This window comes from Absicoccus sp. (assembly GCF_034090965.1).
GTDB lineage: Bacteria > Bacillota_I > Bacilli_A > Erysipelotrichales > Erysipelotrichaceae > Absicoccus > Absicoccus intestinalis.
The window spans coordinates 1-23,069 of sequence record NZ_JAXDRQ010000058.1; the positions used below are offsets into that span (position 1 = coordinate 1).

Below are 23,069 nucleotides of genomic sequence, written 5' to 3' on the forward strand. Positions count from 1 at the left end.
AAACGGAATACGTTCGCTATCTTTGTCAACACGCAAAATGATGAATTGTCCAGCTTTTGCGTGTTTCGCAACAAAAGGTGCTTCCACGACCAATTTGGTAACGGTAGGATTCAACACCTCTTTTTTTAGAATCTTATACATGATCATTTCCTTTCCCATACTTGATCTAAAGAAAAAGCCCCATGTATTTTGAAGGACTTTTTCAAAGAGAAGAATATTAATCAATATCTGGCATATGGCTGAGTACATAGTCTTCGGCCTGTTTTGACCAAACACCCTTTGTTTTGGCAAGGATCTGCCCTAATTCACTGGAAGCGGAAATATCCGATAAAGCGGTAAGATCCATCTTTTTATGGGTATAGATTACTTTCTTAGCCCCACCAATTTCCTTTTGATGTTCCGTTGTATAAGCAGCTTGATTCAATCCCAGAACGTGAGTCACGATCATGGATGGGTCTAACGTTCCATCTTCAATCAAACGAACAGCTTTTCGCATATCATCGGCTGTTCCCCCTGAAATTCCCATATAGTGTGTCCGAGAATAATGGATGTCATAAAAATTAATTTCCGCCATAAAGTTTTTATCTTGTGGTCCCGCAAAGAAGTCAATGCACGCATCATCAGCCGCCAATATGGAAGCTTCACTTACCGCGGATTTTCGAGCCGACATCACTAGGATATCATCATAGCCTTGACCATCGACAACTTCTTGAAGCAAGCTTACTTCATCATCTACACCTTTAGTATTCAAATAAGTGACTTCCACCCCATTTTGGCTTGGCAAAAACGATTGTGCTCGATCCAATTTATCCTGATGATGATCGGTAATCACAATGTGTTTGGGTTTCTTTTCACCATGTAGCGCATAATCAATCGCTAACATGCCCATGGGCCCCGTACCTCCTAAGATCAATAGGTTCCCACCTTTTTTTAAACCCATTTCATGTGTATGTGTACCTAAAGGAATATGATATTGTGAATCAATCGCACCAATTACACACGATAAGGGTTCAACCAATGAACCTGCAAAGAAGGTCTCTCCACGATAAGGAATCAAGCAATCCGCACGCATCACATCATCCGAAATGATGCAATAGGTCGCATCTCCTCCCATATCATGATAGGAATAACCTGGACAGCTATAAGGTTTATCTTCCAATAAGAGGTTCGCTTGGATCACAAACTTTTCCCCTTTTTGGTATTTATGTGACCATTTGGCTCCCACATCCATAATGATCCCACAAAATTCATGGCCAATGATGACCGGATTGTTTTTTAAATCATTCGGTGCTTTTTTATGGTCTTCACCTTGATTGACCAGTTTCAAAGTAGACATGCATACGCTATCGGTAATGACTTTTGCCAAGATCTCATTTTCTTGCATCTCTGGCAATTCAAATTCTTCTAAGCGTAAATCATGTTTACCATACAAACGAACGGCAAATGTTTTCATATGATTCTTCCTTCTACGCTAAGATACCCAATCCATAACCGACGATTCCGACAGCAAACAAGGCAAAGATCAATACGATTGGATTGACTTTCTTCTTTAACAATTTCATCATCAAAAAGGTCAATCCTAAAGCCAGTAAACCAGGACACAATTGATCTAAGATATCTTGGACTGTAGTAATGGTTGTTTTCCCATTGGCAACGGTTTTGGATACCACAAGTGGAACATTGATACTGGTCCATTTTGTGACCAAGACCCCCATAACAAACAAGCCTAAAATAGTAGCGCCTTCGGTCAATTTTGGCAATAAGTTACCGGATAAATCATGTACAATATCCAACCCTTTTTCAAAACCATATTTTAAACCATACCATTTCAAAGCCAAACGAACAGCATTGAAAGCAACAAAGAACAAGATAGGACCAGCCACACTGCCATTTACGGCCATGGATGCACCAATAGCTGCCGTGATAGGTCGTAATGTACCCCAGATCAATGGATCACCCACTCCACATAGAGGACCCATTAAGCCAATTTTCAAGGAGTTGATCGTTCCCTCATCAATCGGTTCGCCTTCGGCTTTGGCTTCTTCCATAGCCATTGTCACACCGACGACAGGACCACAAACAGCTGGAGTTACATTGAAGAATGTCAAGTTACGTTTTAAAGCTGCCACTTGATCTTCTTTTTTATGATAAACACGCTTGATCGTAGGAATCATATCAACACAGAATGCCAATGCGTGAATACGTTCGTAGTTAAAAGATGCTTGTTGAAAATTTTCAAAAAAGAATGTCTGCATCATATCTTTTTTAGTGATTTGAGTTTGTCTTTTTTCTTCAGCCATGTGTTTTTCCTCCTAATCTTCCAATTCATCGTCTAGTTCATCATCGTTTGCTGAAGCGGTTGCCACTGCAACCGTTTGTTTGGTGAATTTAGGATCCAATTCGACATAAACAATGGCTAAGATCAAACCAATGATACCGAATGACAATAAACTGAAATCTAAATAACCACCACATACAAAACCTAAGAAGAAGAAAGGCATCAAGTATTTGATTTCCATCATGTTCAATACCATCGCATATCCAACTACGACGATCATGCCACCTGCAACACTTAAACCACCGGTTACCACATCAGGAATAGCCGCTAACATATGTTGAACCATGGTTGGGCTAACAGCCGCTGCAACAATGGTCGATGGAATCGCAACACGCAACGCTTGTACAAATAGAGCACTAAAATGTAACGCAATAATTTTATTGAAATTCGCATCTTCAGCGGCTTTATCTGCAGCATGTTGGAAGGCAACCGTAATGGTACGAGCGAAGACGGTCAATACTTGACCAGCTGCAGCAACGGGCAACGCAATCGCTATTCCTTCCTGGATGCCTTGTTGGCCAACAATAACTAAAATAGTCGAGATTACACTGGCTAATGCTGAATCAGGGGATTGAGCGGCTCCAATGTTCATCCAACCTAACGCGATCAATTCCAAAGTTCCTCCAAGAATAATGCCTTTGGTTGGATCACCTAAGATCAAGCCAACAACGGTACATGCAATCAAAGGACGATGCGTCTGGAATTCATCCAATACACTTCCTGCCCCACAGATACATGACCAAATAAAGATTAAAATAATTTGTATTGTACTGATTGTCATATGTTATCCTTTCTATTAAAATCCGGCTTTCTTCATAGCCGCTTCAAAATCTCCTTTTGGATCGGAAGCGACACAACGCAAATCATAAGCTACTCCCAATTCTTTCAATTTCTTGAAAGCTGCAATGTCTTCTGGCGTACAAGAAATTGCTTTGGTGATTTGCGTACGCCCTTCTTTAAACTGCATGCCTCCAATATTGATGGTTTTGATGGGTACGCCTCCTTCCACCATTTCCAAGACCTCTTCGGGATTCGTAAATAAAAAGAAGACCGTATCATCTGCATATTTAGGATTGTTGTAGACACGAATGGCCTTAGGTGCATCCACTACATTGACTTTGATTCCCGGAGGGGCAGCCTGACGCACTAACGTTTTACGAATTTGATCGTTACTGACTTCTTTACTGACAATGATGATTCGTTCGGCACCAGCCTCTTTTGACCAAACCGTTGCCACTTGACCATGGATCAAGCGATCATCAATTCTTGCTAATCGAATCTGCATTATAATTCCTCCTCTTGTTCAATCGCAGATAGTTCGAAGGTTCGAATCGTATCTTTTCCGACGTCTAATATATGAGCAACTATGGCATCTGCATTGGCATTTTCACGCATGGTGGCTATTTCCAAAACAATTGGTAAGGACATCCCCGATAAGATTCGAATTTCTTTATCACTATGTTTCATCGCATAGGCACAACTGGCATTGTAGGGTGTACCTGAGAAAATATCGGTTAGGATCAACACCGAATCGGCATTGATCGTCGCAACCGTTTCCTCTAATTTTTCAACCACAGTATCCAAACCCTCACCGACTAAGAATTCAATGGGATGAAAATCTGGTAATTCTCCAAAGATCATTTCACCCGAAGCTTTCATAGCTGTAGCCAACTTGCCATGGGCTAACAAAATTACATCGGTCATGGTCTAACCTCGACTTTTTCCACCAGAAATATTGTATGTTGTTCCCGTAATATAACTTGCTTCATCGGAAACTAAGAATGTAACCAAATTACCGACTTCATCCAATTTGCCATCGCGGCCCAATGGGACTTGTTTGCTATAATCGGTGGATAACTCTTCTGGTTTAACACCACGTGTATACGCTAAGGCTTCATTGTAAGCAGGCGTACGAAGTCCCGTTGCTTCCATGATGCCAGGAGCTACCGCTACAACACGCACATTGTATTTTCCTAATTCTTTAGCCCAAGAACGAGTAAAACTATCACAGGCCCCTTTGGTAGCAGAATAAGCACTTTGTCCTTGACTTCCTTCTTTACCCGATTCACTGGACATATTCACAATGACACCCTGTTTTTGCGGAATCAATTGACGAGCAACTGCTTGAGCGCAAAGGAACAAGCCTTTCACATTGACCGCAAACATTTGATCCAATGTCTTTAAATCCAACTCATATTCTGGATGTTCACCCTTTACATCGACCAATAATCTTGGCTTGTTGATACCAGCATTATTGACCAAGCCATCTACTTTGCCATAGGTATCCACAACAGTTTGAACCATGGCTTGTACACTATTCGGATCCGTAACGTTGCATTGCACACACAAGGCACCCTCTTGCTGATCTCCGGTTGTGACATTTAGATCCGCTACGACCGGTCGTGCATTGGCTTCCATTAGTTTTTGGACAACATGTTTTCCAATACCTGAAGCACCGCCCGTTACAATAATGACTTTCTTGTTTAAATCAAAACTCATAACTCCACGCTCCTTCACAATTGTGATTTATTATAATCACAATTTTTAACAACACCATAGTAACCGCTTCCACAAGGAAAGTCAACAAAAAATATCACATTTTTGATTTTCTAATCTCACATTTGTTATAGAACGCATAAAAAAAAAGAATGAAGATCAATCTTCATTCAATAATTCTCGGGCCGTATCTTGTGTTGTGACCAATACATTGACATAACCACCTCGTATCGCGCCAATAATAGCTGGCACCTTATCTCGACTTTCGGCAATTCCAATTTTGTATCTTACCCGTTTTAGATCCGTCGTATCAATGCCAATGATTCGTGAATCCAATTCACTTTCGATATGGTGCCCTTGTGCATCATAGAACCGGGAGACCACATCACCCACAACCTTATTTTCTGTCACAAACTGGAACACATCCTGCCCATAGAAATCTTTCCATCGATCACTTTCTTTCATGGTGGGTGAGCCAATTCCCAAAACCGCAATATTCAAATTGCGCCAATAATGGATCAACGATTGATTAAAACTATTATCCAACAATGCTTTTTTCAGTTCCAACGTTTCAGGAATAGCTGGTGCATCAATCAACAAAGCTTTTCCATGCAACGCCAGAGAGGCTTGATACGTGATCGTATTGACATGATATTTGCTGACCACACGTCCTGAAGGACCACCAACGATAGGCACACATGTAATGTTCCGTTTTTCAATACCCGATATGGATTGAGCAAATGCTGCCATGGCCGATCCCCAAGAAAAGCCAATGATCATATCATCCTCTACAATTTCTTTTAAATACGAATTCGCTGCTTTTCCCAAATCCATCAATACCTTTTCATCATTCACATTTCCCGAAGTAGTCACCACAATAGCTTTATCCAAACCAAATTTATTGACCAATTCTTCTTCATACGAATACGTTCCTGCTTGAAAAGGATCAATAGTAATTTTCACGATACCTTTTTCACGACTCAATTTCAATAAACGTGAAATCGTTGATCGATGAATTTGTAAAGCCCGAGAAATTTCGCTTTGTGTCTTGTTTTCGAGATAATACATCTCCGCTATTTTCACTAATTGTTTTTGTTCATCTTTTGTCATTGATCGACTCCCGTAATATCATAAGCCATGGAATGTTGTTTTTTCAAACACAAAGACACTAAATTGAACCAAGAAATACAAGCATCCAAAATAATCGAATCCGAAGTGACCACATTGGCTTTTTCATAAAGAATCAAGTCAACATGTTGAACAATTTGCACATCCACCAAAGGATCCACTTCATGAATCTTTGATTTGAGTCGTCCTGAATTAGAAACCGGTGCATCTAAAAGGATATGGATGGTTCCAGGATGATAGGCATATACCATTTCTAACAATAAAGCAACGGCTTGTTTGGTTTGTGGAATGATTCGATAGTTGCCACGCAAAGAGGCTAAATCCCGAACAACTCCATCCATTCCCAAAAATAGAGGGGAATGGTTTAATAATACTTCTAAAGTAATGATTTGATTGAAACCATCGATCCAAACATCTTGTGCTTGAAAATCAAAAATTTCTTTCCTTTTTCTTTCTGCCAATTGTTTTTGCGTTGCCACACTACGCACAATTGCCAAACGCTGTCTTTCTGACAAACAATAATGATTGCCCACAAAAGTAGATGCTTGCTTCCGATCATAGCCTGCATTGATCAAATAACAGACATCTTGCATAGCCTTAGACAATATAGACATCGCATCATCACAAAAGTTTTTTTCTTCTTCGACTACAAACCCTCTTCTAGCTTGCATGTTCATTCTCCCATGCTTGGATATAGGAAATGCGCTGATACATGCCGGGATGATCATAATAGAAACGTTCAACGATGGGATGAGGATTGACATCGATCAATTCATCACTCGATAGTTGCGTAAAGGTATCGATCAAAGCTTGTCCATATCCATGATCCACTGCATTTTTATCCGCTTCTTTTTCCTCTTTACAAGAGACAAAATTATGATAGAGCCCAGTCACAAAGGATACAGGAACAAAAACATAGGAAAAGACCATCAACGATAAAACATAATTGGTATGATCCAAACCAAAAGATCGATTGATCAGTGCATTCAGATCGACGATATATTGTGCATGCGGTATCAACCAGACAAAGAACAAAAAGACCAAGACTAAAAATGCATAATGCATATAGTTCCAAATATTTTTCTTATGTTTCAAATGACCAATCTCATGCAACAATACTGCTAATAATTCATCTTCACTATTTTCATTGATAAAATTATCCGCAATTCCAAATTCACGGATCCATAAAAACTTCAATAAGAATGCATTTTTATCATTAGATTTCTTGGATTCATCATAAATCTTGATATGACGTACTTTTTTCTTGGCTTCGGATGCATACGCTTCAATTTGAGAGCGCAACTCACCATCTTCCATTTCGGTAAAGGTATATTTCTTTCGCATCACCAACAAAGACAAGAAAGACATGGTGATCATCAAGATCAAATAAATGGCAACGATGATCAAACCAAAAATAAACGATTGCGAATACGATATCGAAAAATTGGATGTCCATCTTGAAAGATGTGTACACAAATAAATGAATAAACCACCTACCACCAGTGTCACGAAGGTTTCAAAGCCAAAATCCAAGATATGATCTTTGATCCATGATTTTCTGGATTGTTTATTTAAGCCATACTTTTCATCGATATGAAAGGTTTCATGATATTCGACCGGAAGATCGATCAATTCTTGAATCAGCTCCATCACAAGATAGGTCAAAAAAGCACACACATATGGATTGGTCCCATCAAACCAAGTAAAGAAAGGGGACAAAATAAAGAAGATATTCAAAGCTAAGGTTCCCAATCGTACCCAAAAAGACATTTTGGCATATTCTTTCTTATAGGATAGAAACTGGGCATAACGAGTGGGTGTATAAATATCAGAAACTACTTTGGGCAGTGGTTTATCCCTTTGTTTCCAAGTAAGATAAGATATCCATCTTTGCCAACCAAACGCAATGACTAAAAACACGATCAATATCATTTTCAACAACATATATAAATCTCCATTTTTCTAGGATACAACAGCACATGCAAGCATTAATTCTTTGTTCATTTTATATAGATACTTATACATCAAAAATAAACATATAGATGTTTTTCAAAAAATAATGTTTGATTAACGCAAAAAAATGTATTAACATGTAGAATTGTAATTGATGGCATATGGCTGCAACAAGCAGCCCAATTACAAAAAGGATTTGTTCACAAATCATGAACAGATCCTTTTTATATATCCTTCCTCGTATGAAGATACTGGATATACTCATTTCCCCATTCTTCTAACACCGACAACACTTCTTTGAACTTGATCCCGATCTCACTTAAACTATATTCCACTTTTGGTGGAATTTGTTGATATTCTTTTCGGACGATCAATCCCTCTCTTTCGAGTACCTTTAATTGCCGCGATAATGTTGTATGCGTCATTTCTTCCGGCATTCGTCGTTGCAACTCATTAAATCGTACGGGACCGTCGGAAAGCAAATACATGATGTAGATGGACCACTTCCCCGTCAAGACCTTTTGGGCCGTTACATAAGGACATATACCAAATAATTCTGGTTTTTCCATATACACGTTCCTTTCTGATACTAGTATCAATAAATATCGTACTTGTTATTTTGATTCCTGTCTTTATAATTATACACATAAACAGTAAAAACGAACAGGAGTTTTCATAATGAACAAAATCATTGAATATTTAAAATCTTGTGGCACTTTCTATCTTGCCACAGAAGAAAATGGTCAACCTCATGTACGTCCTTTTGGTGCTGTTTGTGAATTTGAAGGAAAACTATATATTGTCACAAACAACCAAAAGAAGGTATACCAACAAATGAAAGCCAATGGTAAGGTGGAAATTTGCGGCATGTACAAAGGCACTTGGATTCGAGTAGAAGGTGAAGTTAAAGAAGATACACGTAAAGAAGCTCGCGTGGCAATGATGAATGATAACACAGCTTCACTAAGCAGCATGTATACGGTAGATGACAACTTAATGACTGTCTTTTACTTTGAACATGCAACCGCAACCATCTATTCTTTTCATGCCGACCCCGAAGTCATCAAACTTTAAAAAGGATACCTTGAAAGTTAAAAGAGCTCTGCATTTTAAGCAGAGTTCTTTTTGTATGATCCCACGATGAAAGAAAACACCCAGAAATACAAATATTTCCGGGTATGTTTGATTTAATACAGTTTTGCTCCAGCTGGAATATGATCATCTATGATCAATAGATGTAACTTTTCTTCACCTGCTTCTTTATGGATGGCACTGAGTAACATACCACAAGAATCAATACCCATCATCGCACGAGGGGGAAGGTTCGTAATGGCAATGAGTGTCTTACCAACAAGTTCTTCTGGCTCATAATAAGCATGAATACCACTTAAGATCGTTCGATCGGTACCGGTTCCGTCATCCAAGGTGAACTGCAACAATTTCTTTGACTTTGGCACGGCAATACATTCTTTGACCTTAACGGCTCTAAAATCACTCTTACTGAATGTTTCGAAATCAACGAAATCTTTGAATAAAGGTTCAACTTCTACCTTTGAGAAATCAATCTTTTCTTCAGGTGCAGGCGTATTGGCACGCTTGGCCGCCTTGGAATCTCCCACCAATTTCATATGAGGGAATAACAAAACTTCGCGAATGGTTCTTTGGTCGGTCAGCAACATCACAAAACGATCAATTCCTAAACCAACACCACCTGTTGGTGGCATACCATACTCCAAAGCTTCTACATAATCAGTATCCACTTCATTGGCTTCATCGTCACCTAGATCACGAAGTTCCAATTGTTTTTCAAAACGTTCTTTTTGATCGATTGGATCGTTCAATTCCGAGAAAGCATTGGCATATTCATGCCCACAAATGAACAATTCATAACGATCCGTAAAACGAGGATCATCTGCATTCTTTTTAGCCAATGGACTGATCTCAATTGGATATTCATAGACAAACGTTGGTTGTTCAATGGTTTCTTCACAATATTTTTCAAAGAATAAGGAAATGATATGTCCAACGGAATTGTGTTTCTGTTCCAATTCAATACCATGTTCAACCGCCAATTGCTTCGCCGCTTCAAATGACATCTCTTGTTTAAAATCAATACCCGTCTTTTCTTTTACGGCATCACACATCGTGATTCGTTTGAATGGCTGGCTAAGATCCAATTGTGTTCCTTGATAGGTGATCACATTGGTACCTAATACTTTTTCAGAGACAAAACGGAACATGCCTTCAATTAGATCCATCATGCCATGTAAATCACTATACGCGACATAAGCTTCAACCGTTGTGAATTCCGGATTATGGGTGGCATCCATTCCTTCATTTCGGAACAAACGACCAATTTCATACACACCTTCCAAACCACCAACGATCAAGCGTTTTAATGGCAATTCTGTGGCAATTCGTAAATAGAAATCCATGTTCAAAGCATTGTGATGGGTCACAAATGGACGAGCAGCTGCTCCACCTAGAATTGGTTGTAGAACCGGTGTTTCCACTTCCATCAAGCCTTGATCATCCAAATATTCTTGGATTGCTCGAATGATTCTTGGTCTTGTGAGCGCAATTTTCTTTGCTTCTGGATTCATGATCAAATCCACATAACGACGACGATATCGCTCTTCTGTATCTTGCAAGCCATGGAATTTTTCTGGCAAAGGACGCAAAGACTTCGATAAATGCGTGTATTCCTTGGCACGTACCGACAATTGGCCATGATCGGTCTTCATGACGGTACCTTCAATGCCAACAATATCTCCAATATCGTTTTTCTTAAAGATTTCATACATTTCATCGCCCAATTCATCTTTACGAACATAGATCTGGATATCTCCGGTCACATCTTGGATATTCATAAATCCGGCTTTTCCTTGACGACGTTTGCGCATGATACGACCAGCAATCGTTACATGTACATCTAATTTTTCTAGTTCTTCCTTGGTATATCGATCATATTCTTCACTAATTTGACCACAACGGGCATCACGATCAAAACGACGACCAAATGGATCAATGCCCATATCGATCAAATCTTGCATCTTTTGACGACGCACTTGTTCTTGTTGCGTAAGTTTCTGTTTCATGTCTTCTCCTTTTCACTCATAAAAAAAGAACATCTCATCCAAGGGACGAAATGTTCGTGTTACCACCCTATTTTGTCTAGAAATCACTTTCTAAACCTCTGCCACTGTCACTAAACAGTGCTTCCTTTAATGCAGGAACAACAAGCAGCTCCAAGGTTTTATTCCCCATCATCCTGTCCTCTTTTCCACCAGCCAAGAGTTCTCTAGACCATTCTTGATAGGTACTCGTCCTTTTCATAGCCTTATGGGTATCGTACAAAACCAAATCCACTTTGTCAATCAGAGATTGCGTTTTCTAATTCCGAAAGTGAAATAGGTCCTTCTCGTAATATAGCTAACTGCTCTTTTGTACAATCCACGATCGTACTTGCCATACCTTGCTGACATTGTCCTTGTACAATTCCATCGATATTGGGTAGATTTTCTTTGGCCTGATCAAAAGTAATCGCTGCAGGATGCCCTGAAATATTCGCACTACTAACCAATAATGGTTTATTCAATCGCTGGATCACATTTAAAATAAACGGTGCATCCGGTATACGAACAGCGACGGTATCCTTCCCATTCGTATATTCTTTGGCAACACCTTCTTTTAAAGGCAGGATCAAAGTCAATGGTCCCGGTAAAAAAGCATCAATGAGCTTTTCTGTACGCGCATCCACTTGCGCAATTTGTTGCATTTGCGAAACCGTAGCGACCATCATTGGAATGGGCTTGGTTTCTGGTCGATGTTTGGCATGTTTTAATCGTGAAAGATCTTCTAAACTTCCATAAATAACACCTACACCATAAACCGTATCGGTTGGAATCGCTAAAACATCATGGGCCAAAAAGGCATCGGCCACCTTTTGTGCATCGAATTGTGTATATATCTTCATACTGTAAACCTCTTTTTATCTATGATAAAATAAAGACATGTTTGATACAACTATTGCTGCGATATCGACGGCACTGGCACCGGGCGCCATCTCGATCGTCCGCGTTTCCGGTGAAGATGCGATATCCATCGTTCAATCTATTTTTAATAAAGACATCACAAAGGCCAAATCCTATACCATGCATTATGGCTATATCATTGATGAAAATAAACAACCCGTCGATGAAGTATTGGTTTCTATTTTTCGAGCACCCAAAACATATACACGCGAAGACATTGTCGAAATCAATTGCCATGGCGGTGTTTTCATCACTCGTAAAATATTGACCATGGTCTTAAGTCATGGCGCGCAAATGGCAAAACCAGGAGAATTTACCCAACGTGCTTTTTACCATGGCCGCATTGATCTATCACAAGCCGAAGCGGTTGAAGATATGATCGAAGCCACCAATGATACCGCCTCCAACATGGCCATCCAAGGCATTCGTGGCAGTATCGCGGAATTGATCAAACCATTGATTGAAGATTTATTAAATATCATTGCTCAAATTGAAGTGAATATTGATTATCCGGAATATGAAGATGTCGCCCAATTAACCACCGAAGAATTATTGCCCATGACCAAGACATGGCTTGAAAAAATCGATGCGATCCTTGCCCGTGCTCAAAGTGGTCAATTAGCGAAAAAAGGAATCGATACGATCTTAGTGGGTAAGCCTAATGTAGGTAAAAGCTCATTATTAAATGCCTTATTGGAAGAAGATAAAGCCATTGTGACCGATATTGCCGGAACCACCCGTGATTTAGTGGAAGGCCAAATTCATATTGGATCCGCACAATTTAATTTGATCGATACCGCTGGTTTGCATGCCTCGACAGATCAAATTGAACAAATTGGTATTCAAAAAACCCAAGAAAAATTGAAACAAGCACAACTAGTAATCGTCGTATTGGATGGTTCCAAACCATTGGATGCGGAAGATCAAAAATTATTAGACCAAACAAAAGAAAAGACACGCCTCATTGTCTACAATAAAAAAGACAAGTTGGAAACACATAGTGAGGGTATTTGGATCTCGGCTCAAAATCATGAAATTGATTCCTTATTGGATGCCATGAAACAATTATTTGAAACCAATGTTGTCAATGAACATCCCTTATTATCGAGTGAACGCCAAATCGGTCTGATCCAACAAGCCAAACAAGATATGTTGCATGCCAAAGCAGCCATGGAAATGGGCGTGGAACCCGATTTGGTTGAAATCGATATTCAATCCGCCCATGATCATCTAAAAGAAATCTTTGGAGAAGTCCATCGGGAAGACCTTATCGATACACTATTTTCTAAATTCTGTTTAGGTAAATAAAAAAAGTTCTCGTTGTTGAGAACTTTTTTAGTGCTCTTTCCAAAAATCAACGGGTTCATAATCTTGTAGAGGCGCTAAGAAACCGGCATGATCTAATTCTGTTTGAATCAAATCTAAGGTCTTTTGATCTTCAGCAGATATCGTATGATAATGATAACCAGCCGTCACATTCAATAATAATGTCGAATTTCCCAATTCAATTTCTCGTAAATACCGATCCACATCACGTCGTGATTTAATATTCAACGGTGCCTTCAATACACCATAGACACGATGATACACAAACACATCTTCAATTTTGCCACCCAGATCAACGATTAGATTCATCTCATCGCGAGCTTGTTCATTGGTGTGATGCACCTTAAATACACGAGTCGTATCATTTTCAGCCAAGAGAAGATACCCCTTATTCGTTGATAAGATCTGCCTATTTTCAGCTCGTAATAACGCAATATCCTGGACGACAACTTGACGAGAAACATGAAGTTGTTTAGCCAATAAAGTACCAGAGTATGGCTGTTCTTGTTTCGATAAAATGTGAATAATTTCTTCTCTTCGTTGTTTTCCCGTCATTTTATACCTCCTACAATGCGTGCAAATGTTTTAGTGATACATCCAAGATGGGAGATGAATGCGTTAAAGCGCCACTTGAAATATAATCAACCGCAAGATCTTTGATCCGATCGATATTTTCTTTGGTCACATTTCCCGAAATCTCGATCTTCGCTTTTTTGTCAATCAACTCGATTGCTTGCACCATCGTATCATGATCCATATTATCTAACATGATGATATCTGCTCCAGCTGATACCGCTTCTTTGACCATGTCTAAATTTTCTACTTCGACTTCAATTTTGCGGACAAATGGCGCATAAGCCCTTGCCATTTGAATGGCTTGTGAAACACCACCAGCCGCATCGATATGATTATCCTTCAACATCACACCATCAGATAAATTATACCGATGATTATGACCACCGCCAACTTTAACCGCATATTTTTCAAAAATGCGCATATTTGGTGTTGTCTTTCGTGTATCCAACAGTTGAATGGACGTTCCCTCTAATAACTTTGCCATCTGATGTGTATACGTCGCGATTCCACTCATTCGTTGTAAAAAATTCAAAGCCGTTCTCTCTCCAGATAATAAAACGCGAATATCACCCGTTACATGAGCGAGTACTTGTTGATCATGAATCGCATCGCCATCCTTTGCCATCCATTCGATTTTCATGGTTGGATCGAGAAGGGTAAACACACGCTCGAAAACTTGAGCCCCACAAAGAATGCCATCTTCTTTCGCAATCAAGTCAACTTGGCCTTGTTTGGATGTGGGCATGACACAATTGGTCGATACATCTTCACTATTGATATCTTCTTCAAGAGCACTTTGGATCAAAGGATCCACGTGCAAACGCATTGTGATTGGATCAAACATAATTACCTCCTACACCATGACTTCAGCCTGTACCATATGACGATAGGTTTGTTTCAATGACGCCATATTCGTATAATCTGCTTCTTGGATATGTGCAAAAACCATTGGATTATGCAACATTTCATATGCCGATGCGATTTCTTTGGCAGCTCGTTTCGCAAAAACCAAGGATTCCAATAACGAGTTCGATGCCAAACGATTCTTTCCATGTACCCCGTTACATGCGGTTTCACCAATCGCATACAAATGATCCATCGAAGTCTTGGATTGTTTATTGACTTTGATACCACCCATAAAATAATGTTGAGCCGGTACAACTGGAATTGGTTCTTTTTCCGGATCATATCCCATTTCTAAACAATGTTGTACGATATGTGGAAAATGACTCATCAATTGTTCATGACCAATGGGACGTAGATCTTCCCATACATGATTGGTTCCATCTTTTTTCATTTGTTCACGAATTTTTTCGGTTAAAAGATCGCGTGGTAATAATTCATTCGTGAATCGTTGCATATTCTTATCATAAAGAAGAGCCCCTTCACCACGCACACTTTCACTGATCAAGAAGGAACGATCCTTCTCATTGGGTGAATAAAAAGTGGTCGGATGAATTTGTACATAATTGATATTCTTTAACGTAATATGATGTCGAATGGCTACCGCAATGCCATCTCCAGTCAAATGACGGAAATTGGTGGAATGACGATAAACACCACCCACACCACCAGTCGCCAATAAGACATAGTCACACGATACCGTTTCAATGGTACCATCGGCTTTTCGCATGATGATACCATAACAAGTATTGTTTGCTTCGACGATATCTAACATGGTCGTATATTCCAACAAGGTCACATTAGGTAATGCACGCACTTTTTCAAGCAAATGCTTCGTGATTTCTTTGCCTGTCTCATCTTCATGGAATAGGATTCGCGCATGGGAATGAGCCCCTTCTCGGGTATAGTCTAATTTTCCATCCTTATCTTTATGAAAATCAGTGCCGTATTTGATCAAATCATGAATCACATCTTGGCTCGAACGAATCATGATCTCCACACTTTCTGGATCATTTTCATAATGGCCAGCTTTCATCGTATCTTTAAAATACGATTGATAATCTGCTTCATTTTTCAATATGCAGATGCCACCCTGTGCTAAGAACGAATCACTACTTTCTGCATCAGATTTTGTGATCATAAGAATTTTTTTATTTTTTGGAAGTTGTAACGCCGCATACAATCCGGAACAACCACAACCTACTATACAAATATCTGTTTTCATAAGATATCCTTCTTTCCTGACAGTGAGCATTATATTATTTGTCAAGTCTATTGTCAAGACAATGGACTTGACAGTATTACCATCCCTTTTTATAATGTCATTGTTTGTCAAGGAGAATAAATTATGAACACCAGAGAATTACAAGAGGAAATCAAACGCATCAAGAAAGAAAAAGATATGTTGATATTGGCCCATGCCTATCAAAGTCAAGATATATTAGAAGTTGCCGATTATATGGGTGATTCCTATGGATTAAGCGTCCAAGCTGCCAAAACCAAACATCAAAACGTCGTCATGTGTGGTGTTCGCTTTATGGCTGAAACCGTAAAGATCTTATCGCCAAATAAGCACGTTTATTTAGCTAATCGCTATACAGGCTGTCCCATGGCCCAACAAATGACCAAAGAAGATGTCTTAATGTTAAAAGAAAAATATCCAGACTATGCCGTAGTTGCTTATATCAATACCACTTCGGAATTAAAAACGGTTGTCGATATGGTCGTGACCTCAAGCAGTGCCGTGCGTATATTAAAAAAGATGCCTCAAAAAGACATCTTGTTTATTCCAGATCCCAATTTAGGTTCCTGGGTTGCCAATCAACTACCTGAAAAAAACATCAAGACCTTCCAGGGTGGTTGTCCAACCCATTGGCGCATCTCCAAAAAAGATGTAGAAAAAGCACGTAAAGAACATCCCGAAGCCGAAATCTTGGTGCATCCTGAATGTAAACCAGAAGTCACGGAATTGGCCGATTATGCAGGAAGTACCACAGGCATCATGAAATACGCCAAAGAAAGTGATAAAAAAGAATTTGTGATTGGTACCGAAAACAGCATCGTCCAACATCTGCAATTTGACTGCCCGGATAAGAAATTCTATTGTTTATCTGTAGAATGTGTTTGTCACAATATGCGTCAAACGACATTGGTCGATGTCTACAATACCATCACCGGTAAAGAACAAGAAGAAATCATCTTGGATGATGAAATCTTACAAGGTGCAAAAACCGCCATTGATCGAATGGTCAAGGCCGGAAAATAATAAAAAAAACACCAGAGAGTCCATGAATAAAGGACTTCTGGTGTTTTAATTCAAAACTTATTCATACCATTCCGTTCGACGAAGATTTAAATACGGACGAGATTGACAAGCTTCTTTGGCTTGATCCAAATCAATATCTACGATCAATAGCTCCTCTTCATAGCCGGCTTTGGCAATCGTATTTCCATCTGGATCACAGACCAGAGATTCACCCGCAAAATCCATTCGATCCTCGGTTCCAGTACGATTACACATCGCAAGAAAACAACAATTTTGGTAAGCTTGTACACGAATTTCTTGTTCAAACAATTCCATTGGTTCTGCTTTGGTGTTCGCCGTTGGAATCAAGATCAACTGGGCGCCTCTTAAGGCTTCGGTACGAATGCTTTCCGGATAGTGTCGATCGAAACAAACCACGATCCCGATATCACCAAACACATGAAAGCCATCATTGGCTGGTGTGTAATAATCTTGTTCGTAAAATTGATTGGCTTGGGCAATATGCACCATCTTTTGACAACCTATGATCTGACCTTCTTTGTCAATCAAAAAACTGGCATCATATTTTTTATCCTCTTCTCGAAAATAAAAATTTGGACAAGCCATGATCTGATTTTCTTTACATAAATTTTGAAATTGTTGAAAAAGCGGATCCTCTTGATCGATTGCTTTGGCATCTTGATGACGATATTGAGCAAAAAAAGGCGACATTTGAACTTCGGGATAAACAATCAGATCCACTTTTTGTTGTCCTGCTTGTCGCAATAAAGACAAGCTCTTATCCACATTTTCATCCCAATTCTTTGACATCTGCATTTGTGCGAGTGCTATTTTCATACGCTATCCTTTGTCTATTTCTAGACTCCTACATCGCATATCCCATCATAAAATCGGCCCAACCATCTTGATCACAAGGCTTCTTGGTGATGATATCCGCCACGGACTTGGTATCTTGCGAACCATTTTTCATACAAACACCCAAACCACTATATGCCAACATCGAATTATCATTCGATGTATCACCAAAAGCCATGACTTGATAAGCTGGTATTTGTTTCAATTCACAATATTTCTTGAGTGCAAATCCCTTGTTGGTATGCTTATTCGCAAATTCATATAAGGTCGATTGCGTTTTAAAGCCTTCATATCCAGATTGGATCGGATGGGCTTTAAAATACGCTTCTACATCTGCCATTTCATTTTCGGGTACACGGAACATGATTTTCGCATTCTCCGTTCGATACAAATACGAAAGATCATCGACTTTCTTCACCTTTCGATTGGAAGAAGACGCTGAAACCTGAACCATCTCATCTTCTTTGACACAAACGACCACACCTGGTTCATAAATAATGGGATTGCCATGAAACGGTTTCATCAAATCAATGGTTTCTTTGATCCACTCTGGTTTCATCATATAGTAACTATATTCCTGGTTGGTTCGACAATCACGCAAACTTGAACCATTCATCCCAATCATCATATCGACATCAATGCCCCAGTTTTCAATCATAAAGTCAAGATCTTCTAAGGGACGACCACTGGCTAAGCCAAATAGGATTCCTTTGGCACGCAATAATTCGATGATCTTTTTTGCAGGTTTAGACAGCGAAGCATGCGGTACGATCAGGGTATTATCAATATCACAAACAACGAATTTAATGTTTTTCTTCATCTTCCACTTTCTCCTTTGGCATTTCTTGTATCGTCTTTTTATGGAAAGATCGAACGACCATTGACGATAAAAAGACACTGATACATCCAAATATGCCAGCAAACATAAGAATACTATACGTATATTGTTTCAATTGTCCGGTAAAGGCAAAAATTGATAAAAGGATCATCAATAACGAAAATATAAGATCCAATAACCACGCTTTACTCTTTAAGGCATACATCTGCACACTATTTTGTAAAATAAAAATACTCTGGATCAAAGAAAACAACTGCATATATTCTTTGACATTTCTCGTCATATCATTGATACGAATCAATCCAACCAATCCCAATAGGATCAATAAGACCCCTAAGGTAAACCCATAATCCGCCATGTGTTGATACGATTTGCTCAGAAAATACGAAACGATCTCATAAATCCCGATGCCCCATAAGACGATACAAAAGACATAACACAAACTACTGAATTGCACATTTTTGGAAAACAACATAGCTGCACCAATAAGGATACTTGCCACCGCTGTTATTCCCTGTAAGATGGCTCCATTATTCTTAAACCGTTTCATTCTCTCCTCCATGGGTATTCAAATACCATTTCACAACTGCTGTACCAATGATCAATACATATCCAATCAAGCTCATTCGATCCGGCCATTCATGGAAAACCAAAAAGCCCAATATCGCTGCATAGATCACTTGTGAATAATCAAACACCGATATTTCTTTGGCCGGTGCAAATGTATAAGCAGCGGTCACACTAAATTGGCCCAAAGCAGCTGAACAGCCTGCTAAAATCAAACACAAAAATTGGATAAATGTCATCGGTTGATAATCCATGAGCATCGGGATCAAACATACAATCGATGAAAAGGCCGAAAAAACAAAGACAATCAATGGTCCTGGCACATTATGCTTTCCTAATTTACGCACAAAAGTATAGGCCGTTCCTGCACACATGCCACCAATCAATCCCACAATAGCTGGTAATGAGGCCAATCCTGCGGTTGGCTTGACCACAAACATGGCGCCGACAAACGCAACAATGACCGTAAGAATATCCATTCGATTGGGCTTTTCCCCCAAGATAAAAATAGACATGATAACCGCAAAGAAGGGACTCATCTTATTTAAGATATTCGCATCGGGCAATGCCAAACGACTGATTGCCCAGAAGTTAAAGATCAAGCCAATCGTACCAAACAACGATCGCAAAAATAACGGCAAATAATCTCTTTTGTCAACATGCAACGATCCTTTGTATCGAATCAAAGATACGCTTGCGATCACGACCGCAACAATATTTCGAAAAAATGCTTTCTGCATCGTTGGTACATCTCCGGCCATTTTCACAAAAAAGCTCATGAACGCAAAGCCTAAAGCAGCCAATAAGATAAATAAAATTCCCTTTACATGATCATTCATACGTAGATTTTAAACCTTTCAACAAAATAAAGAAAGGTGCCCACCCTCCTTACTGAAACGCGCATATTTTGACTTCTTTTGCGCATATGCCCATTATAGCACAAAGGCCTAGCATTTCTGCTAGACCGACTCATTTTCAAATACTTCTTGCATCGATGGTACCGTTTCTTTATTGGTTTGTTCTTCATATTCTTTCAAAGATGCAATGGCTTCTTTGGACATCGGAATCAAAACGATCATATTAAAGATTGTCATCAAACCAATGCCAATATCACCCAGATCCCAGACAAAGGTATAGGTCGCTAAACCACCAATGAACAATTGTGTTAATGCCAGGATCTTATAGATGGTTTGTGGCAACCAACGATCGCCAAAAAGATAAGCCACATTGCTGCGTGCATAATACAAGATCCCAATAAATGTTGAAAAACTAAACAGCCACAAGACAATCGCAATAAAGATGACACCCACTTGACCAAAATGATAGGACATTGCACTCTGCAACAAATCCATACCTTGTAGTCCATTGATCACTGCATGTGGCGCAGTCAACATGATCATAGCTGTACACGTACAAATCACGATCGTATCAATAAAGACACCTAAACTTTGGAGCATGCCACTTTTGACTGGATGAGAAACATGACTCGTAGCCGAAGCACAAGGAGCCGATCCTGAACCGGCTTCATTAGAAAATAAACCACGTTTGACTCCATTCATCAAAACAGCGCCGAAACCACCTGCAACCATTTGTTTCAAGCCAAACGCTTGAACAAAGATTTCATGGATGACCGAAGGTAAAACCGTAATATTACGAACCATGACATAAATGGTCAATCCAAAATAGAAACAAGCCATGATCGGTACGATCACATCCAGTACTTTGACCGTCATGTTTTTACGTAACACGATCCAAGCCGCTAGCACGACCAAGACAATCGTGGTATAAATCGGTGGAATATGAAAGGCATTCTCAAATGCAGAAGACACCGAATTACCTACCACTTGACTAATACCGAACCAACACAATAGACCCGATAACGCAAATAAGATCGCGATGATACTTTTCTTTTGTTTCGTTTTACGAGTAAAGAAGGCATGAATGTAGTAGGCTGGCCCACCACGATAGCCACCATATAATGGATCTCTTTCATGATAGAGCTGAGCTAGGGTGGCTTCCACAAAAGCCGTTGAAGAACCTAGGATGGCAGTCAGCCACATCCAAAATACCGCACCAGCACCACCCGCACTGATAGCGGCGACAACGCCTACTAAATTTCCCATACCAACACGAGTAGCCGTTGAAACGATCAAGCCTTCCAATCCCGATATGGCATGGGCTTCTTGATCTTTCTTTTCCATGGTGATCTGAATCATATCTTTAAAATGCCGAATGGGTAAAAACCGTGTTCGAATCGAAAAAAAGATACCAGCCGGAATCAGGATCAACACCAACAACGATAATCCAACATGAAAATGCGGCAATGAAATGGTGATCAAATCACCCCACAATAAATTATAAATAAACTGTACAAACGCCATTGTTACACCTTGACTTTCTCATCGGTCAATATAGAATAAAATTATATATTTGTACAATTAATAGTCTTTATAATAAGCATTGGTAATTCTTATGGAAACAAAACTCATTCAAACATTTATCACTGTTGCTGAACTCAATAGCTTCTCGCAAGCCGCTAAAAAACTGGGTTATTCCCAACCAACCGTTTCGCTACAAATCAAACAATTAGAAGAAGAACTCCACGTGCCCCTTTTTGAACGCGTTGGTCACACGATCAAGTTGACAGAACAAGGCCATCAAAAACTCATGATGGCGCAAGCCATTCATCATGAACTACAAGCTTTTATTACCCCAAAAACAGATAGCTATCAAGGTTCGGTCCATATTGCGATGGCTGATTCTTTATGTGATCCCCTTATCACCAAACACTTTCAACAATTTCATGAACAATATCCCCATATTGACTGGATCATCACGACCGGAGGCACCTTTGATATGTATTCGATGATCGATCACAATCAAGTCGATATCGTATGTACCTTGGATGATCATTTATACGATATGACCCACCTAGTGACAAACGAAGAAAAGATTCCCTGCCATTTTGTTGCATCCAAACACCATGCCTTAGCCCATCAAAAAAACATATCGATTGAACAACTCATGCAATATGATTTCATCTTGACCGAAAAGAATATGAGCTATCGTCGTAAGTTAGATACTCTTCTTGCCCAAAAACAATGGGAAATCAAACCCATTCTTGAATTTGCGTCGACCCAGGATATTTGTGAAATTATCCGGCAAAATGTCGGGATTTCCTTCTTACCTGATTTTGTGGTCGAGCCCTACATCGAAAAACACGAAATTGTCTATTTAGATATTCCCGACATTCAACTCCATGTTTGGAAACAAATCTTTATCCACAAAGAAAAATGGATCAGTCCTGTCCTTCAAGCAACCATTGATTTTTTATCCAACATTCATCTACAAAAAAAGAGCTTACTGTGAGCTCTTCTCTTTTGCTTCCTTATCACGATCAAACGCAATTAATTTGGCGATGATCTCATCACAAATTTGATCCGTGTTTTTTCCATCCGTCGCTACGATCACATCTGCCACGGCACGATATTTATCTTTTCGCTGATTCAATAAATCTGTGATAAATTCTACATTCATATGGTTATTTAAGATGGGTCTTTCATCACTGTCTTTGACCCGTTCTAAAATGGTTTCTGGTGTGGCAGTCAATAAAACGATACGACCATTCTTCTTCATGTGATCGGCATTATCGGCACGAAGGATGACACCACCACCACAAGAAATGATGCCTTGTTTGACTTTTTGTAGTTCAATCAAACAGTTCGATTCCAAATTACGGAAGTAGATTTCACCATATTCATCAAAAATCTCGGAAATCGACATACCTTG

General features: G+C 39.4%; 25 protein-coding genes, 1 pseudogene and 1 other annotated feature. Of the genes and pseudogenes, 4 read left to right on the forward strand and 22 right to left on the reverse strand.

What is annotated here, in order from left to right:
- The 11 genes and pseudogenes from SOS22_RS08485 to SOS22_RS08535 all read right to left on the reverse strand — a co-directional run.
- Nucleotides 1–141 (reverse strand): annotated as a pseudogene (locus SOS22_RS08485) (sulfide/dihydroorotate dehydrogenase-like FAD/NAD-binding protein); the annotation flags it as partial.
- A 76-nt stretch (nt 142–217) separates the two neighbouring features.
- The gene (locus SOS22_RS08490; protein WP_320596927.1) at nt 218–1,453 is read right to left on the reverse strand and encodes a zinc-binding dehydrogenase; all 1,236 of its coding nucleotides are present in this window, start codon (nt 1,451–1,453) and stop codon (nt 218–220) included.
- A gap of 13 nt (nt 1,454–1,466) precedes the next feature.
- Nucleotides 1,467–2,300 (reverse strand): PTS system mannose/fructose/sorbose family transporter subunit IID, encoded by an 834-nt coding sequence (locus tag SOS22_RS08495; protein WP_320325911.1) that lies wholly within the window; start codon nt 2,298–2,300, stop codon nt 1,467–1,469.
- Nucleotides 2,301–2,312: 12 nt separating this feature from the next.
- Nucleotides 2,313–3,119: a PTS mannose/fructose/sorbose transporter subunit IIC gene (locus SOS22_RS08500; RefSeq protein WP_320325912.1), complete on the reverse strand. Its 807-nt coding sequence runs from the start codon at nt 3,117–3,119 to the stop codon at nt 2,313–2,315.
- A 15-nt stretch (nt 3,120–3,134) separates the two neighbouring features.
- On the reverse strand, nt 3,135–3,623 hold the full coding sequence (locus SOS22_RS08505) for a mannose/fructose/sorbose PTS transporter subunit IIB (protein WP_320325913.1): 489 nt from the start codon (nt 3,621–3,623) through the stop codon (nt 3,135–3,137).
- On the reverse strand, nt 3,623–4,042 hold the full coding sequence (locus SOS22_RS08510) for a PTS sugar transporter subunit IIA (protein WP_320596928.1): 420 nt from the start codon (nt 4,040–4,042) through the stop codon (nt 3,623–3,625). Before SOS22_RS08510 ends, SOS22_RS08505 begins: the two co-directional genes overlap by 1 nt.
- A 3-nt stretch (nt 4,043–4,045) precedes the next feature.
- A complete protein-coding gene (locus tag SOS22_RS08515) occupies nt 4,046–4,837 on the reverse strand; it encodes an SDR family oxidoreductase (protein WP_320596929.1) in 792 nt (263 codons plus the stop codon).
- A 156-nt stretch (nt 4,838–4,993) separates the two neighbouring features.
- The gene (locus SOS22_RS08520) at nt 4,994–5,944 is read right to left on the reverse strand and encodes a sugar-binding transcriptional regulator (protein WP_320325916.1); all 951 of its coding nucleotides are present in this window, start codon (nt 5,942–5,944) and stop codon (nt 4,994–4,996) included.
- Nucleotides 5,941–6,633 carry a DUF434 domain-containing protein gene (locus SOS22_RS08525; protein ID WP_320596930.1) on the reverse strand — a complete coding sequence of 231 codons (693 nt, stop codon included), beginning with the start codon at nt 6,631–6,633 and terminating at the stop codon, nt 5,941–5,943. Before SOS22_RS08525 ends, SOS22_RS08520 begins: the two co-directional genes overlap by 4 nt.
- Entirely contained in the window at nt 6,623–7,906 is a 1,284-nt protein-coding gene (locus SOS22_RS08530) for a M48 family metallopeptidase (RefSeq protein ID WP_320596931.1), read from the reverse strand. Before SOS22_RS08530 ends, SOS22_RS08525 begins: the two co-directional genes overlap by 11 nt.
- Before the next feature lie 233 nt (nt 7,907–8,139).
- Nucleotides 8,140–8,484, reverse strand: coding sequence for a winged helix-turn-helix transcriptional regulator (locus tag SOS22_RS08535; protein WP_320325919.1), 345 nt, complete (start codon nt 8,482–8,484; stop codon nt 8,140–8,142).
- A gap of 109 nt (nt 8,485–8,593) precedes the next feature.
- On the opposite strand from SOS22_RS08535, the gene SOS22_RS08540 reads away from it, so the two are divergent.
- On the forward strand, nt 8,594–8,989 hold the full coding sequence (locus SOS22_RS08540; RefSeq protein WP_320596932.1) for a pyridoxamine 5'-phosphate oxidase family protein: 396 nt from the start codon (nt 8,594–8,596) through the stop codon (nt 8,987–8,989).
- A gap of 113 nt (nt 8,990–9,102) precedes the next feature.
- Here SOS22_RS08540 and lysS read toward each other — a convergent pair whose 3' ends face one another.
- Nucleotides 9,103–11,013, reverse strand: coding sequence for a lysine--tRNA ligase (lysS, locus tag SOS22_RS08545; protein ID WP_320325921.1), 1,911 nt, complete (start codon nt 11,011–11,013; stop codon nt 9,103–9,105).
- A 38-nt stretch (nt 11,014–11,051) separates the two neighbouring features.
- Nucleotides 11,052–11,260: a binding site (T-box leader), on the reverse strand.
- A gap of 28 nt (nt 11,261–11,288) precedes the next feature.
- On the reverse strand, nt 11,289–11,891 hold the full coding sequence (locus tag SOS22_RS08550) for an L-threonylcarbamoyladenylate synthase (protein WP_320325922.1): 603 nt from the start codon (nt 11,889–11,891) through the stop codon (nt 11,289–11,291).
- Between the two features lie 37 nt (nt 11,892–11,928).
- On the opposite strand from SOS22_RS08550, the gene mnmE reads away from it, so the two are divergent.
- Nucleotides 11,929–13,257: a tRNA uridine-5-carboxymethylaminomethyl(34) synthesis GTPase MnmE gene (mnmE, locus tag SOS22_RS08555; protein WP_320325923.1), complete on the forward strand. Its 1,329-nt coding sequence runs from the start codon at nt 11,929–11,931 to the stop codon at nt 13,255–13,257.
- 27 nt (nt 13,258–13,284) lie between these two features.
- On the opposite strand, the gene SOS22_RS08560 is transcribed toward mnmE, so the two are convergent.
- Genes SOS22_RS08560 through SOS22_RS08570 form a run of 3 tightly spaced genes read right to left on the reverse strand, consistent with a single transcriptional unit; the run spans nt 13,285 to nt 15,979 of the window.
- Nucleotides 13,285–13,830: a transcription repressor NadR gene (locus SOS22_RS08560; protein WP_320325924.1), complete on the reverse strand. Its 546-nt coding sequence runs from the start codon at nt 13,828–13,830 to the stop codon at nt 13,285–13,287.
- 10 nt (nt 13,831–13,840) lie between these two features.
- A complete protein-coding gene (gene nadC, locus SOS22_RS08565; protein ID WP_320325925.1) occupies nt 13,841–14,695 on the reverse strand; it encodes a carboxylating nicotinate-nucleotide diphosphorylase in 855 nt (284 codons plus the stop codon).
- 9 nt (nt 14,696–14,704) lie between these two features.
- Nucleotides 14,705–15,979 (reverse strand): L-aspartate oxidase, encoded by a 1,275-nt coding sequence (locus tag SOS22_RS08570; RefSeq protein ID WP_173446571.1) that lies wholly within the window; start codon nt 15,977–15,979, stop codon nt 14,705–14,707.
- 123 nt (nt 15,980–16,102) lie between these two features.
- Here SOS22_RS08570 and nadA point away from each other — a divergent pair, with 123 nt between their 5' ends.
- The gene (nadA, locus tag SOS22_RS08575; protein ID WP_320325926.1) at nt 16,103–17,020 is read left to right on the forward strand and encodes a quinolinate synthase NadA; all 918 of its coding nucleotides are present in this window, start codon (nt 16,103–16,105) and stop codon (nt 17,018–17,020) included.
- A 57-nt stretch (nt 17,021–17,077) separates the two neighbouring features.
- Here the strand turns inward: nadA and SOS22_RS08580 are convergent, their stop codons facing one another.
- From SOS22_RS08580 to SOS22_RS08600, 5 genes are all read right to left on the reverse strand, one after another.
- Complete coding sequence (locus tag SOS22_RS08580; protein ID WP_320596933.1) at nt 17,078–17,857, reverse strand: carbon-nitrogen hydrolase family protein; 780 nt, start codon at nt 17,855–17,857, stop codon at nt 17,078–17,080.
- Between the two features lie 28 nt (nt 17,858–17,885).
- Complete coding sequence (locus tag SOS22_RS08585) at nt 17,886–18,695, reverse strand: Cof-type HAD-IIB family hydrolase (protein ID WP_320596934.1); 810 nt, start codon at nt 18,693–18,695, stop codon at nt 17,886–17,888.
- Nucleotides 18,679–19,263, reverse strand: coding sequence for a DUF308 domain-containing protein (locus tag SOS22_RS08590; protein WP_320596935.1), 585 nt, complete (start codon nt 19,261–19,263; stop codon nt 18,679–18,681). Before SOS22_RS08590 ends, SOS22_RS08585 begins: the two co-directional genes overlap by 17 nt.
- Nucleotides 19,250–20,119: a DMT family transporter gene (locus SOS22_RS08595; protein ID WP_320596936.1), complete on the reverse strand. Its 870-nt coding sequence runs from the start codon at nt 20,117–20,119 to the stop codon at nt 19,250–19,252. Before SOS22_RS08595 ends, SOS22_RS08590 begins: the two co-directional genes overlap by 14 nt.
- 120 nt (nt 20,120–20,239) lie before the next feature.
- Entirely contained in the window at nt 20,240–21,661 is a 1,422-nt protein-coding gene (locus SOS22_RS08600; RefSeq protein WP_320325930.1) for an alanine/glycine:cation symporter family protein, read from the reverse strand.
- Between the two features lie 91 nt (nt 21,662–21,752).
- Between SOS22_RS08600 and SOS22_RS08605 the strand changes: the two genes are divergently transcribed.
- Nucleotides 21,753–22,649, forward strand: a complete 897-nt coding sequence (locus SOS22_RS08605) for a LysR family transcriptional regulator (protein ID WP_320596937.1) — start codon at nt 21,753–21,755, stop codon at nt 22,647–22,649.
- On the opposite strand, the gene SOS22_RS08610 is transcribed toward SOS22_RS08605, so the two are convergent.
- On the reverse strand, nt 22,641–23,069 hold a 429-nt coding region (locus SOS22_RS08610; RefSeq protein WP_320596938.1), incomplete at its 5' end, for a shikimate kinase. The genes SOS22_RS08605 and SOS22_RS08610 overlap by 9 nt on opposite strands.